This is a genomic window from Thalassovita taeanensis, from assembly GCF_900110775.1.
Taxonomy (GTDB): Bacteria; Pseudomonadota; Alphaproteobacteria; order Rhodobacterales; family Rhodobacteraceae; genus Litorimicrobium; species Litorimicrobium taeanense.
Window position 1 is genome coordinate 32,975 of sequence record NZ_FOEP01000011.1, and the last position, 13,097, is coordinate 46,071.

At 59.4% G+C, this 13,097-nt stretch carries 12 protein-coding genes and 1 pseudogene; 4 read left to right on the forward strand and 9 right to left on the reverse strand.

Going from position 1 to position 13,097, the window contains the following annotated elements; translation table 11 throughout:
- Window positions 1-3 precede the first annotated feature (3 nt).
- The 3 genes from BSF79_RS14080 to BSF79_RS14090 form a co-directional block, all read right to left on the reverse strand.
- On the reverse strand, window positions 4-2,196 hold the full coding sequence (locus BSF79_RS14080; protein WP_090270469.1) for a peptidoglycan -binding protein: 2,193 nt from the start codon (window positions 2,194-2,196) through the stop codon (window positions 4-6).
- 3 nt (window positions 2,197-2,199) lie between these two features.
- Window positions 2,200-3,405 carry a biopolymer transporter ExbB gene (locus tag BSF79_RS14085; RefSeq protein ID WP_090270470.1) on the reverse strand — a complete coding sequence of 402 codons (1,206 nt, stop codon included), beginning with the start codon at window positions 3,403-3,405 and terminating at the stop codon, window positions 2,200-2,202.
- 67 nt (window positions 3,406-3,472) lie between these two features.
- Window positions 3,473-4,003, reverse strand: coding sequence for a gamma-glutamylcyclotransferase (locus tag BSF79_RS14090; RefSeq protein WP_090270471.1), 531 nt, complete (start codon window positions 4,001-4,003; stop codon window positions 3,473-3,475).
- A gap of 79 nt (window positions 4,004-4,082) precedes the next feature.
- Here BSF79_RS14090 and BSF79_RS14095 point away from each other — a divergent pair, with 79 nt between their 5' ends.
- Window positions 4,083-5,072: a DUF2125 domain-containing protein gene (locus BSF79_RS14095; RefSeq protein WP_245776414.1), complete on the forward strand. Its 990-nt coding sequence runs from the start codon at window positions 4,083-4,085 to the stop codon at window positions 5,070-5,072.
- Between the two features lie 6 nt (window positions 5,073-5,078).
- Here BSF79_RS14095 and BSF79_RS14100 read toward each other — a convergent pair whose 3' ends face one another.
- The 6 genes from BSF79_RS14100 to BSF79_RS14125 form a co-directional block, all read right to left on the reverse strand.
- Window positions 5,079-5,852 (reverse strand): extensin-like domain-containing protein, encoded by a 774-nt coding sequence (locus tag BSF79_RS14100; RefSeq protein WP_245776415.1) that lies wholly within the window; start codon window positions 5,850-5,852, stop codon window positions 5,079-5,081.
- Window positions 5,853-5,857: 5 nt separating this feature from the next.
- Window positions 5,858-6,778 (reverse strand): prephenate/arogenate dehydrogenase family protein, encoded by a 921-nt coding sequence (locus BSF79_RS14105; RefSeq protein WP_090270473.1) that lies wholly within the window; start codon window positions 6,776-6,778, stop codon window positions 5,858-5,860.
- Window positions 6,775-7,863 carry a histidinol-phosphate transaminase gene (hisC, locus tag BSF79_RS14110; RefSeq protein WP_090270474.1) on the reverse strand — a complete coding sequence of 363 codons (1,089 nt, stop codon included), beginning with the start codon at window positions 7,861-7,863 and terminating at the stop codon, window positions 6,775-6,777. The genes BSF79_RS14105 and hisC overlap by 4 nt, the downstream gene beginning before the upstream one ends.
- A gap of 208 nt (window positions 7,864-8,071) precedes the next feature.
- Entirely contained in the window at window positions 8,072-8,692 is a 621-nt protein-coding gene (gene rpsD / locus BSF79_RS14115; protein WP_090270475.1) for a 30S ribosomal protein S4, read from the reverse strand.
- Between the two features lie 150 nt (window positions 8,693-8,842).
- On the reverse strand, window positions 8,843-9,907 hold the full coding sequence (locus tag BSF79_RS14120; RefSeq protein ID WP_090270476.1) for a Hint domain-containing protein: 1,065 nt from the start codon (window positions 9,905-9,907) through the stop codon (window positions 8,843-8,845).
- 152 nt (window positions 9,908-10,059) lie between these two features.
- A complete protein-coding gene (locus tag BSF79_RS14125) occupies window positions 10,060-10,974 on the reverse strand; it encodes a lipid A-modifier LpxR family protein (RefSeq protein WP_090270477.1) in 915 nt (304 codons plus the stop codon).
- A 269-nt stretch (window positions 10,975-11,243) separates the two neighbouring features.
- Here BSF79_RS14125 and BSF79_RS20285 point away from each other — a divergent pair.
- From BSF79_RS20285 to BSF79_RS14135, 3 genes and pseudogenes are all read left to right on the forward strand, one after another.
- Window positions 11,244-11,417 (forward strand): annotated as a pseudogene (locus tag BSF79_RS20285) (ArsR/SmtB family transcription factor); the annotation flags it as partial.
- Window positions 11,418-11,576: 159 nt separating this feature from the next.
- A complete protein-coding gene (locus tag BSF79_RS20290; protein ID WP_342741880.1) occupies window positions 11,577-12,083 on the forward strand; it encodes an arsenate reductase ArsC in 507 nt (168 codons plus the stop codon).
- The gene (locus BSF79_RS14135; RefSeq protein WP_090270479.1) at window positions 12,080-13,078 is read left to right on the forward strand and encodes an ArsJ-associated glyceraldehyde-3-phosphate dehydrogenase; all 999 of its coding nucleotides are present in this window, start codon (window positions 12,080-12,082) and stop codon (window positions 13,076-13,078) included. Before BSF79_RS20290 ends, BSF79_RS14135 begins: the two co-directional genes overlap by 4 nt.
- Window positions 13,079-13,097 lie beyond the last annotated feature (19 nt).

Here is a 13,097-nt window from a genome sequence, read left to right on the forward strand (position 1 = left end):
AGCCTATTTCTCGGTGAATTTTAGCTCGATACGGCGATTTTGTGCGCGGGCTTCGGAGGTGTCATCGGTGTTTACCGGTTGATACTGGCCAAAGCCATTCGCGCTGAGCCGCCCCGGCGGAATACCCAGAAAATTCACCATGAACCGAACCACTGAAAGCGCCCGCGCCTGCGACAACTCCCAGTTATCAAAAAACTCACCCTGACCAGACAACGGCACATTATCGGTATGACCATCCACCCGGATTACCCAGTCTATGCCCTCGGGGATATCATCGGCCACCGTGCGCAGAATTTCAGCCACCTTGGCGATTTCGCCCTGCCCGTCATCCGACAGGTCGGCACTGCCCGGTGCAAACAGAACCTCGGAGGAAAACACAAACCTGTCTCCGACCACCCGCACCCCGGCCTGATGCCCTAAAACATCACGCAAACGGCCAAAAAACTCGCTTCGGTATTTCTCCAAATCCTGCTTTTCCGCCTCAAGGCTTTTCTTTTCCTCTTCTAGGCGCTCGCGCTCTGCCTCTTCCAGCAGGCGGCGCTTTCGCTCTTCTGAGGCTGCGCGGGCAAGCGCCGCGTTCAGGTCGGACCCAAGGGTATCCAACTGCACCTTGGCGACCGCATCGCGTTCTTTATAGTCATCTAGAAGCGCCTGAAGCCCCCCCAACTGCGACCGAAGAGCCGCAACCTGTTGGTTCAAAAGCGCTTGTTGGCGTTGGGCTGCAGCAGATTTAGCTTCTTCCTCTGACAGCGCCTTGTTCGCAGCGGACAACAAGGCGGCCTTCTGATCAGCCTCGCTCAAACCTTCGCGCGCGGCTTGTTCGGCCGCCAGCTTGGCCGCCAACGCCATTGCCAGAGCGTTCTGTATCTCTGCCTCATCAGTCTGCATTGCGGCGCGGGCTTCAACCGCTTGTTTCTCTGCGGCCTCCTGTGCCAAACGAGCGGCCTCGACTTGTCGTTCCGCAGCCAGTTTGGCCGCTAGCGCCTCGGCCAAGGCCGTTTCCGCGTTCTTGACCTCTCCCTCGATCTGCAGCTTGGCTGCAAGCGCCTCGGCCAGACGCTCTTCCAGCGTACCGCGCTCTGCGCTCAACCGCATCTGCAAATCTTCGGCCTTACCTTCGGAGGCGGCAAGCGCTGCTTCTGCCTCACTCAGCCGGGTCCGCAGGGTCGCAATTTCGCTGGTACCGGCATCGGCATCGGCCAGCGCTGCCGCCAAAGCAGCCTCCAACGCGGTCAGCTGGCTAGTCGTCGCCACGCGTCCGCTCTCGGCGCTATCCAGATCGTCGCGTAACTGCGACACCTGCTGTTCGGTCTGCTCCTGCGCCAGCAACGCTGCCGCCAACTTCGCAGTCAGCCCTTCGCTGGCGGCATCGGCTGCAGCCAGCAAGGTCAGGGTGTTCTCGGCTTTCTGGCGCTGCGCTTCCAAGGCCAACGTCATGGCCGTCAGCTCAGCATCCGCATTTTTCAGCCGTGCACGCAGCGCTTCGGCGGCGGCAGCTTCTGCCAGGCGAGCCACCTCTTCGTCCCTCAGCGTGCCCTCCAAGTCGCCAACCCGAGCGGTCAGGGTTTTATTAGCCTCCTCCGCCTTGGCATTTGTTGAACGCAGGTTGGCGATCAGCACCTCCAAGGCTTCGCGACGCGCCGCAGCAAGTCGGGCGGCTTCGGTTCCGGCGTCGATCTCGGTGCGCGCCTGTGCCAAGGCGAGATTCAGCGCCTCACGCTCATCTACCAACTGCGCTTTGTTGGACTCAAGCTCAGCCACGGTACCAAGGGCGGTATCGCGCTCGGCCAGAAGCGCCGCGACGCGAGCTTCAAAATCTGTGATCGTGGTGCGGGCCTGATCCAGCGTCGCAGCCTGCGCATCCCGCTCGGATGTCAGGGCAACAATCAGAGCCTCACGGTTTGCAACGTCATCACGGGCCTGCTCAAGGGTCGCGTCCAGCTCGCCAACTTGCGTTTCAAGATCAGCACTTCTGCGGCGCTCAAGACCCAGAGCGTCAGCCAATGCGGCGACCTCCAATGACAACTCATCAAGCTGGCCTTCCTGCCCGGTGATCGTCTCGCGAAGTACAAATTGCACGACCATAAAAATGGTCAACACAAACATCAGCACCAGCAACAAGCCCGTCATCGCATCGACAAATCCGGGCCAGATTGATGCCTGGAATCGTTGTCCGGTGCGCCTGGACAGGGCCATGGATCAGCCCTCCTGGCCTTTGTTGCGCAAACCTTGGCTCGCCTCGGCCCGAGCGACGCGTGCTTGCCCAACAATCCGCGTTAGCGCGGCGATATCCATGCGCAGTTCGGCCATGGTTTCCTGACGGCCTGCACTAATTTCTTCAAGGATGCGCAACAGTTGCACGTCGATCGAACGCAGGCGCATCCGGCTTTCGGCGTCAATTCCCTCACCGCGCTCCTGCTCGGACAGCACTGTCACCAACCGCTCCTGCCCTTCGGCCACGCGCATCAGCGCATCGTTGACCGGCCTATTGCCAGCCAGCCGATCTGTCAGTCGCTCAATGGAATCCGCCAATGTTCCCAGCTTTTCGTCAACCATAGCGCGGCTGACGTCTGACTGGGTGAACATCTGACGCATGCTCTCCATCTGCTCAAGCATATGATCCAGTACCTGGGCTGCTGGGGAATATTCGCCGCCCGCATCACCGTCACCCGAGGAAAATCCGACGCGAGTGATGGAAGAAAGCCACTCTTCCAACTCGCGGTAAAACCTATTCTGGCCGTGGCCAGCAAACAGCTCAAGCAGACCCACCACAAGCGAACCCGCCAGCCCAAGAAGTGACGACCCAAAGGCCACGCCCATACCACCAAGCTGCGCGTCCAACCCCTTCATCAGTCGGTCGAAGACATTGACCCCGGCTTCGCCCTCCTGCGGGGACAAGCTGCGGATAGTATCGACCAGAGCAGGCACGGTGGTGGCCAAGCCATAGAACGTACCCAGAAGGCCAAGAAAAATCAGAAGGTTGGTGATGTACCGCGTGATTTCGCGGGCTTCGTCGATGCGGGTCGCAACGGAGTCGAGGATTGATCGGGTTGAAGAGGCGCTGATCTGCATGCGCGCGCCCCGCGTCCGCAGCAGCGTGGCCAAAGGCGCCAGAAGCCGTGGCACACGCACCTTTTCGGTTTCAGCACGCTCGCTTGCGAATGCTTCGATCCAGCGGACGGAGTTAAACAACTGCGCAACCTGCCAGAAACAAGCGACAACACCGACGGCGAAGACAAACAGGATGAACCCGTTCAGATACGGGTTTGCCTCGAACACCGGCAAGACGCGCGGCAACGACAGAAAAATGACAAAAGACGTCAGTCCCAGCACCATCAGCATAAGCATGATCTGGCGCACGGGAGGAGAGAATTGTGGCTCGGCCTCGCGGTCCGGCTGTTCCATTCGGACAGATCCCGACACTGTTCTAGTTGCCTTGGACATTAGGCGGGTTGATTGCGTAAGCCAAGAGCTATGCGCCCAGACCGCGCACCCTTTCGGCCAGCCAGTCCAAATCTGTGTCTTTGATGCCCAGTTCCGTCAAATGCGTGGCAGTGTTATATAAATAGTCTGAGTTCGCGCCCCGTCCTCCGACCGCGCTGGCAATGATTTGTGCCTGTTCCTCCATCGGCAGCCCACCGCAATACTGAACATGATCGGGGTCGATCACATACGTCACGGCCTCAACCAACCGCCCATCCGACAGGCCCACGCTCAGGCACTTTTCCAGATAGGCAGAGCTGACCAACTCGCGCTCGCGTAAATAGTCCAGCACCTCGGCCTCCTGCCCGACCCGCACCCGCAACGCCAGACCATGACAGGCGGCCTGATCCGCCTCGTCCAACGCCAGAACAAGCCCCGGCTCAGCCTCGGTTCCGCGATGATGGATCGAGCGCATGCAAAAACTGCGGTGATACCCCTGCAAACAGCCCAAGGCTGTCTCCGCTGGGGTAAACCCTGGATTCCACAGCAGCGATCCATATCCAAAAACCCACATTGTCATGCGACTGGTCCTTCCGTTCTTCCCCCTGTAAACACCAGCGCAATCGAACAGAAAAGAGGCTGCGGCATTGAAACGCCTGTTGTTTGTCATTCTTGCTGCGGCATTGGGCTGGAGCGGGTATTGGGTTGTCGGGGTGCAGGGCGTCAAATCCGGCTTTGCGAATTGGTTTGGCGCACGTCAGGCACAGGGATGGGCAGCGGAATATGCCGATCTTGCGGTGCGCGGCTTTCCCAACCGGTTCGATACGACATTTACGGACCTCAGCTTGGCTGACCCCGCCACCGGCTGGGCGTGGGAGGCACCGTTTTTTCAGATCCTCGCGCTCAGCTATAAGCCGAACCATGTGATTGCGATCTGGCCTGATCAACAGCTTCTGGCCACGCCCGGCGACAAGTACGACATCACCAGTGCCAAAATGCAGGCCAGCCTTGTGTTGGACGCGGGCATAGACCTGCCCCTGAACCGGTCCAATCTTGCGGCCGACACCGTGCAGGTGGCAGCACGTGAAGGCGGGACCACGACCATGACCGCCCTACGCGTGGCCGTTCAGCGGGTCGAGAGTACGAAACATACCTATCGTATGGCGGTGACGGCGGACGATTTGGCTCCGCCGCTGGATTTTCGCACGCGGATCGATGCACAGGGCGCTTTGCCGCGCACGTTGGCCGCGCTGCGCGCCGATCTGACCGTCAGTTTTGACCGCCAATGGGACCGCAGCGCCATCGAACAATCACGCCCACAGCCCACCGCGCTGACGCTGAAACTGGCAGAAGCGCGCTGGGGCGAGCTTGAGCTTCTGGCCGCCGGAGAGTTGGAAATTGACACGCAGGGTCGCCCCATGGGGCGGCTGACGGTCAAGGCCCGCAATTGGCGTGAAATGATACAGATGGCAGTTGCAGCCGGTGCATTGTCGCAGGGCATCGGAGACCAGATAGAAAACGCGCTGGGGATGCTGGCAGGCCTGTCCGGGAACCCCAAAACGCTAGATGTCCCTCTGGATTTCCGGCGGGGGCTGATCTTTCTGGGGCCACTGCCAGTGGGCACCGCCCCAATTGTTCGCCTACGCTAAGCCGGTCTAGCGGCAGTAAGGCCCGCTGCGGTATCGCGCCGTATCCAGATGAAAATGATCTTTGTGAAAACGGTCAGACGCAGGCCCAAGAACTGTTCCAAACGGCCCGCAGGCTGACTTGTGCATTTTGCGCAGGATCTTACCCTCTTTGCGCTTACCCCAGCTGTCCAAAACCGTAATCAAACTGCCGTCGCGCAGCACGATGCCTCCAATGTCGATCGCCCGCCCCTTGCCGTGCTCCGATATCCGCGCACCTTTGCGGCTGTTGCGGGTTCGACAGGAGTAGCTGGCAAAGACCCGCATCTCGCTGACGCCACCACCACGCCGCCCGACCGCAGGTTTCAGACCTTTTTCCACCCAAGCCTTCAGCGCCTTGGCCGTCGTGCAGTCAACGATTGCCGCCTGACTAAGCGTCACACCGGACACGGCACGCAGGCGAACCGCATTGTCCAGCCCGCACCCGGCCAATGCGCCCGGGACCAAACCAACCGGATCCCCCTTCAGGGCGGGGTCGCTGCACACCACACCCCGGCGGCGATCGCGCTCAAACTGCCGCGCGCGCTGCGCGACAGCTTCATTCCTCTGCCGGGGGCGTAGAAATCGCAACACGCTGCGCCGGTCTGGCGTTGCCACCTCTTTCTGCACGCCCAAAACTTCAGGATTGGCGGACAGGATTGTCGAGGCTGCAACCTCGCCTCTCGCCACCGGTCTAAGTGAAATCAGCGGCGCGTTTGCGCTGGCGACTTGCGCGACCATCAACGCGCAAAAAATCGCCAGCACCCGGGTCACCTGGCGACCTTGCCACGCCCGAAATCCGGCGCGTCGGTATCCTGACCCGCCTCAATAATCCCACGTCGGATCGCACGGGTACGGGTGAAATAGTCGAACAGATGCTCTCCGTCCCCCATGCGGATGGCGCGTTGCAGTGCAAACAATTCCTCGGTGAAGCGACCAAGAATTTCCAATGTTGCATCCTTATTGGTCAGGAATACGTCACGCCACATGGTCGGATCGCTGGCGGCGATTCTGGTGAAATCGCGAAATCCGGCGGCGGAGTATTTAATCACTTCGCTGTCGGTGACACGGCGCAGATCGTCGGCCACACCCACCATCGTATAAGCAATCAAGTGCGGCGCATGACTGGTAACAGCCAATACCAGATCGTGATGCTCTGCCTCCATCTCGTCAACGTGCGCGCCGCACCCCTCCCACAGCGCGCGCAGGTGCTCCATCGCGGCTGGGTCCGTTCCGGGCACCGGCACCAACAGGCACCAACGGTTGTCAAACAATGTGGCAAAGCCCGATTCCGGGCCCGAATGCTCGGTCCCGGCCAGCGGATGCGCCGGAATAAAATGCACCCCTTCAGGGATATGCGGCCCGACGGCCTGGATCACTGCGGCCTTCACTGACCCCACATCACTAACGGTCGCGCCAGGCTTCAGGTATGGAGCGATCTGTTCTGCCACCCCGCCCATCGCGCCAACAGGCACACATAGCACGACCAAATCGGCATCTTTCACCGCCTCTTCCGCGCTTTCGCAGATCCGATCACACAGCCCGATCTTGCGCGCAGTTTCACGCGTTTGAGCCGAGCGGGCATACCCGGTCACCTCGCCCGCCAATCCGCCACGTTTAATCGCCCAGAACATCGAGCTTGCGATAAGGCCAAGACCAATCAGGGCCACGCGGTCGTATATCTGTGTCAACGGGCGCCCCCTTTGAACTGACCAATCGCATGGGCGACACGGCGACAGCTGGCTTCATCGCCGATCGTGATGCGCAGACAGTTGGGCAACTTGTATCCTGCCACCCGACGCACGATCAGCCCCTGTTTTTTAAGGTAGTCATCACAGGCTTCCGCTTCGCTCTGGCTGGCGAACCGCGCCAGAATGAAGTTGGCGGTCGACGTGTCCGACGGCACGCCATGCTCAGCCAAAGCCTCAGCTAGCCACGCCCGAAGCCGAGAGTTTTCGGATCGGCACTTGCTGGCATACGCCTGATCACGCACAGCCGCCTCTGCCGTGGCCAAAGCAGCATTCGACAGGTTGAAAGGCCCGCGAATGCGATTGAGCACGTCAATAATTTCTTTCGGGCCATAGCCCCAGCCAACGCGCAGCCCGCCCAAACCGTAGAGCTTTGAAAACGTACGAGTCATCACAACGTTTTGGCGCATGTCCACCAAAGCCGCACCGCCATCATATCCTTCGACATATTCCGCATAAGCGCCATCCAACACCAGAATGGCCTGCTCGGGCAAGCCTGCGGCAAGGCGCGCCAGCTCGTTCCCGCCGATCATCGTGCCAGTCGGGTTGTTGGGATTGGCGATGAACACAAGCTTGGTGCGAGGTGTGCAAGCGGCCAGAATAGCGTCAACATCGGTCACGCGGTCGCGTTCCGATACCTCGACCGGCGCAGCCCCGGCAGCCAGCGCCGAGATGCGGTACATTGCAAACCCGTGCTCGGTATGGATCACCTCATCGCCCGGACCGGCGTAGCATTGGCACAGAAAATGGATAATTTCATCGCTGCCGACACCGCAGATAATGCGTTCGGGGTCCAATCCGTGCACCTCGCCAATGGCGCGGCGCAATGCGGCGTGATCTGTCGACGGGTAGCGGTGCAGCTCATACGAGGCTCGGCGAAATGCTTCAGTCGCGGCCTCGCTTGGCCCGAACGGATTCTCGTTTGAGCTAAGCTTGACCACCTCGGACACGCCTTCAACATGCGACGCGCCACCTTGATAAAGCGCGATTTCCATGATGCCTGGCTGGGGGGCGATAGTGGTGGACATGATTTTTCTCCTTGCGCTTTCCATAGCGTCCCGCCCCAAACAAGAAAAGGTTGAACGCCCGTATCAGGGGCGCAGCCTGTATCAGTTTTGCGTCGCGTTGCCGAAACACCATGCTTGTATCCCGGATGACCGACACTGAGCACGAAAAAGCCCGCCGCACAAAAACTGTGCAGCGGGCTTGAAACCTTGGGAATTCCTGAGAAGAGGCTTAGTTCTTCGCGTAGAATTCGACGACCAGGTTCGGCTCCATCAGAACCGGGTATGGAACATCGCTCAGGCCCGGTGCGCGCACAAATGTGGCTTTCATCTTGGAGTGGTCGGCGTCGATATAATCGGGCACATCACGCTCGGCCAGCTGCACAGCCTCGAGCAGAACGACCATCTGCCTGGACTTCTCGCGCACTTCGATCACGTCACCCTCTTTCACACGGTAGGAGGGGATGTTCACGCGCTTGCCGTTCACGGTCACATGACCGTGGTTCACGAACTGACGGGCCGCAAAAACGGTGGCCACGAATTTGGCACGGTACACAACCGCGTCCAAACGGCGCTCCAGCAGACCAATCAGGTTTTCACCAGTATCGCCTTTGACACGCTCGGCTTCGCCGTAGATACGACGGAATTGTTTCTCGGTCAGGTCGCCGTAGTAGCCCTTGAGCTTCTGCTTGGCGCGCAGCTGAGTACCGAAATCAGACAGTTTGCCCTTGCGGCGCTGACCGTGCTGACCGGGGCCATATTCACGGCGGTTCACCGGGGATTTCGGACGGCCCCAGATGTTTTCGCCCATGCGACGGTCAATTTTGTACTTGGCAGACGTGCGTTTTGTCACGGCTGATCTCCTTCATTTGAGTTCGAAGGGCGTTGTCCTTTGGGTCGAAACCCCGACAGGCATCCCCTTGCAGGGGCCACCAACACCAATGAAGTCGCGCTTATACGCGCCGCACTTGCAGAGTCAACACCCGATCAGGAAAGGGATCGTTCAGGCAGCCTCATGCGCCAGAATGGCAGCTTCAGATCGGCTCAAGTTGCGCCGGGCATAGCCGCCGTAGGCATGTGGATCGAAATCCAGATCCGGGTAGCGCGCCAGAAGCCGCACCCTGTCTGTCTCACCCAGCGTGCTCATCGCCGCATTGGCCGGATGGAAGCTTTCGGTTTCCACCCCATTGGCCCATACGATCTGATGGCTGGGCAGCAGAAGGTGGATATAGGTCACCTCACGCAGCTGGGTATCGACAGTGACCGTACTGCCATTCAACAAATCTCGCGCTGAAACAAGCACCTCGGGTGTGTTAAACAACGCCCGCGCAACGTTGCCTCGGACCAGCATCCGGTGTCCAGGTGAAACCAACAGTTCTTCATCCGGGCGCTCGACCCCAAGCGCACCAGCACGAACTCGGATCGGGCGAAGTTTGGGCATCGCGAAAAGACGCGCGCCTGTCATTCGGCGACTACCGATCCATTGTACTTCTTCAGCGCCATTGTCCTTGGTCTGGACCCGGTCGCCCTCGCGCAGATCTTCGACCAGCCGTGGCCCATCTGGCGTCTCAATGCGTGTGCCGGGCGTAAAACAGATTACCCCACCACTTCCGGGCCCCATTGGGTTGGCCCTCATCGGATCCAGCGTATGGTGCACGACCCACAAATCGCGATCTCGTGGCGGAAGCGCCCCCATGAACATAAGAAGCGGCGGCGCTCCAGTGCTCACCTCGATTAACGTCAAAGTATAGGTCTTGACTCCGTCTGTTACGACGACATTACTGTCATTGAGGGGTTCATCAATTTCAATCTGCGTCAAGTCGGTTGTATTACTGACAGCCGCACCAACAAGACGCCGCACCATGCGCGCGGCGCGCCGCCGAAGATTCACCTCTTCGTCGGCCATATCCAACCGCAATAGCTCTGTTGGTCCGTCTACCCTGACCGCCTCGCCACGCCAAGCCCACGCGGCCCCGACATTCAGCGATTGCACCGGAGCGGCGATTACGCCGTCCACTTCTGTTTGCGACCAAGAGATGACGAACGTGCCTTGAAAGCCCGTTCCCATGCCTTGTATACCTGCCTACTCATCTTTATAATTATTTGGTAATGTAGCAAGGTGCCTTCACCGTTCAAGGAGTCGGCCGCGTTTTTGCATACAATCCACGCGAATTTGTCGAATCTGTTGCCAAGTCGCACAGTGACGCAGGGTAACTCGGATCAGAAGTCTAGGTTCAGCCTGAGCGAGCCAACCACCTGCCCCTCGCCCTGACCAACAAACTCCTCGCCCAACCAAGTCAGACCGTAAAAGCCGCTGCTTTTCTGACCTTGCCAGTGCACACCGGCCCTGACCCGCTGTCGACTGTCCGTAAGATCGTAGCCGCCGGAGTCGGGCAGATAGATACTATCGGCCACTTTGGCGATATCCGCCCCCAACACAAACGAGTACCCTGTCGCGTTGTTCTGGATAGTCCGATATTGCTGCCCGCTGACCGGATCACGCACCAGAAGCTCGCCGCGCCCAACCTGGCCAAACGTCAGATCCGCCCCAGCACGCAGCAACGTTTCAGCCCCCACACGAGTTTCGACAAAGGGGCGGATACGAGCCATCGAACCCAACCCCCAAGTGCGCCCAACTTCCATCACAAAAGTCGGATGGACACCGTTGCCAATCTGATTTGCGCGGGTTGTGGCTGATGCCTTGTCCATTCCCAGCAGGTCATGCAGCGCGCCCTGAAAATGATCCAGTCCGGTCACCGGCCCCGTCACGACCATATCCGCGCCCATGGCGATTTCGGCCTGATTCATACGATAGTGAGTATGCAAGCCAAGAGACAAAGCCCCTGCAAACGGCCTGTCACCCGCGGCCGGGGTCACCAGATTGTCAGGCGCCATGATTTCGGCGCCAATGCGGAATTCCAGAATTTCGCCAAAACTTTCCGGCAACTGCCCATCCCAGCTACGCCCATATACACGACTGGACGCGACCGAGCCGCTATGCCAGCGGTCCTGAGTGTCACCGATGAAGTCATTATCAATCATGCGGCCATAGCCGAGCTTGATACGATCTTGTGCGCCCGCCGGGCCAACAAGACAAGCAACCGCGAGGGCGGCGGCGATACAATTGCGGATCATTCGATCCCCCTATTTTGCAACACCCCCCGGCGTTAATCGTTCCCTATCGCAGGGTGTGGACAAAAACTAGTGCAGACCCGCAACATTTTCGAATTCCCTTTGACCTGCGCCGTGTTTGCACAATCATGAAAAGAACCGCCTGACGAACACCGGACCTTCCCGACCGGGCGCTTGCAGCCGCAGGCTCAGACCCAAAACGTCACAAAAGTTTCACACACGCTAGAGGTTTTTTCGCTCGCGAATCTCATAATTTCGCATATTCATGAAATATGGAAAGTGAATTCGTAAATCAGCTGACAGTACTGGGCCACTCACAAAGGCTGGCGGTGTTCCGCATGCTAATGCGGCGCTATCCTGATGCCGTTCCGGCCGGCGAGATTGCCGAAGCAATGGCACTCAAACCCTCGACACTATCAGTATACTTGTCAGCGCTCAGGCAGGCCGGGCTGATCTTGCAGCACCGGCAAGGGACATCCCTGCGTTACACAGCCGACGTAGAATCCGCCAGCGCCCTTGTGACTTTCCTCTTTGCTGATTGCTGCCGCGGTCGGCCAGATTTGTGTGATCCCATCCATTCCCCTCAGGCCATCAGAGAGCCCGCCATGACCCAGAAGAAATACAATGTTTTGTTCATCTGCACCGGTAATTCCGCACGCTCGATCTTTGGCGAATGCCTACTGCGCGACATCGCCGGAGATCGGTTCAATGTATTCTCGGCGGGTACCAACGCCAAATCGGAACTGAACCCGTTTGCTTTGGAAGTCCTGAAAGCAAATGGCCATGACATCACTCCCCTGCGCGCCAAGTCATTGACGGAATTCCAACAGCCCAACGCCCCGATCATGGATTTCGTTTTTACAGTTTGTGATCAGGCGGCGAACGAGGATTGTCCTGCATGGCCCGGACAGCCGATCACGGCCCATTGGGGCCTGCCTGACCCTGTTAAAGCCACCGGGACCGAAGCCGAAAAGCGGCTGGCCTTCCGTCTGACATATGCCGCGCTGCGCAACCGCATAACTCCGTTTGCTGCGCTCGACCTTACGGCGCTTGGTCGGGTCGCGCTGCAGGCGCACCTTGATGAAATCTCCAAAACGAAGGACACAGCATGACCACCTATGCAATCAATGGCCTTGGCCGGATCGGCAAACTGGCGCTGCGTCCCTTGCTGGAAAGCGGCGCCGAGATCGCCTTTGTGAACGACGCGGTGGGCGATCCCGCAATGCACGCGCATCTGTTGGAGTTCGACACCGTGCATGGTCGCTGGCCTGCCAGCTTCTCGGCGGACGCGGACAGCATTACGATTGATGGCACCCGCATCCGGGCACTGAGCACCCGCAATCTGTCCGAACTGCCGCTGGACGGCATAGATGTGATGATCGACTGTACCGGGGCCTTCAAGACCGAGGCCAAGCTTGCCCCTTATTTCGAGGCAGGCGTGAAGAAGGTCGTGGTCTCGGCCCCTGTCAAGGACGGCGATGCCGCCAATATCGTCATGGGCGTCAATCACGAAATTTATGACCCTGCCCGCCACCGGATCGTGACGGCGGCATCCTGCACCACCAATTGCTTGGCGCCTGTGGTCAAGGTTATCCACGAGGGGTTGGGGATCAAACATGGCTCGATGACCACGATCCATGACGTGACCAACACCCAGACCATCGTGGACCGCCCCGCCAAAGACCTGCGCCGCGCGCGGTCAGCCCTGAATTCGCTGATCCCCACCACCACCGGCAGCGCCACGGCGATCACGCTGATCTACCCGGAACTGACCGGCAAGCTGAACGGTCATGCCGTGCGGGTGCCATTGCTGAATGCCTCGCTGACCGATTGCGTGTTCGAGGTCGAGCGCGCGACGACTGTCGAGGAAGTGAACGAGATGTTCCGTGCTGCCGCCGAAGGCCCGATGAAGGGCTTTCTGGGCTATGAGACCAGGCCCTTGGTCTCGACCGACTACACGAACGACCCGCGGTCAAGCATTGTGGACGCGCCTTCAACCATGGTGGTGAATGGCACGCAGGTGAAAATTTACGCGTGGTATGACAACGAATGGGGCTATGCCTGCCGCCTGATCGACGTGGCGCGCATGGTCGGCGCATCGCTGTGAGCACCGCAGCGGCACGGCC

Bases quoted from the DNA above. Each gene is read 5' to 3' on its own strand.
- BSF79_RS14090 (WP_090270471.1), bottom strand. From the start codon at position 4,003: ATGACAATGTGGGTTTTTGGATATGGATCGCTGCTGTGGAATCCAGGG.
- BSF79_RS14120 (WP_090270476.1), bottom strand. From the start codon at position 9,907: ATGGGAACGGGCTTTCAAGGCACGTTCGTCATCTCTTGGTCGCAAACA.
- BSF79_RS14080 (WP_090270469.1), bottom strand. From the start codon at position 2,196: ATGGCCCTGTCCAGGCGCACCGGACAACGATTCCAGGCATCAATCTGG.
- hisC (WP_090270474.1), bottom strand. From the start codon at position 7,863: ATGTCCACCACTATCGCCCCCCAGCCAGGCATCATGGAAATCGCGCTT.
- BSF79_RS20290 (WP_342741880.1), top strand. From the start codon at position 11,577: ATGACCCAGAAGAAATACAATGTTTTGTTCATCTGCACCGGTAATTCC.
- BSF79_RS14135 (WP_090270479.1), top strand. From the start codon at position 12,080: ATGACCACCTATGCAATCAATGGCCTTGGCCGGATCGGCAAACTGGCG.
- BSF79_RS14125 (WP_090270477.1), bottom strand. From the start codon at position 10,974: ATGATCCGCAATTGTATCGCCGCCGCCCTCGCGGTTGCTTGTCTTGTT.
- BSF79_RS14085 (WP_090270470.1), bottom strand. From the start codon at position 3,405: ATGGAACAGCCGGACCGCGAGGCCGAGCCACAATTCTCTCCTCCCGTG.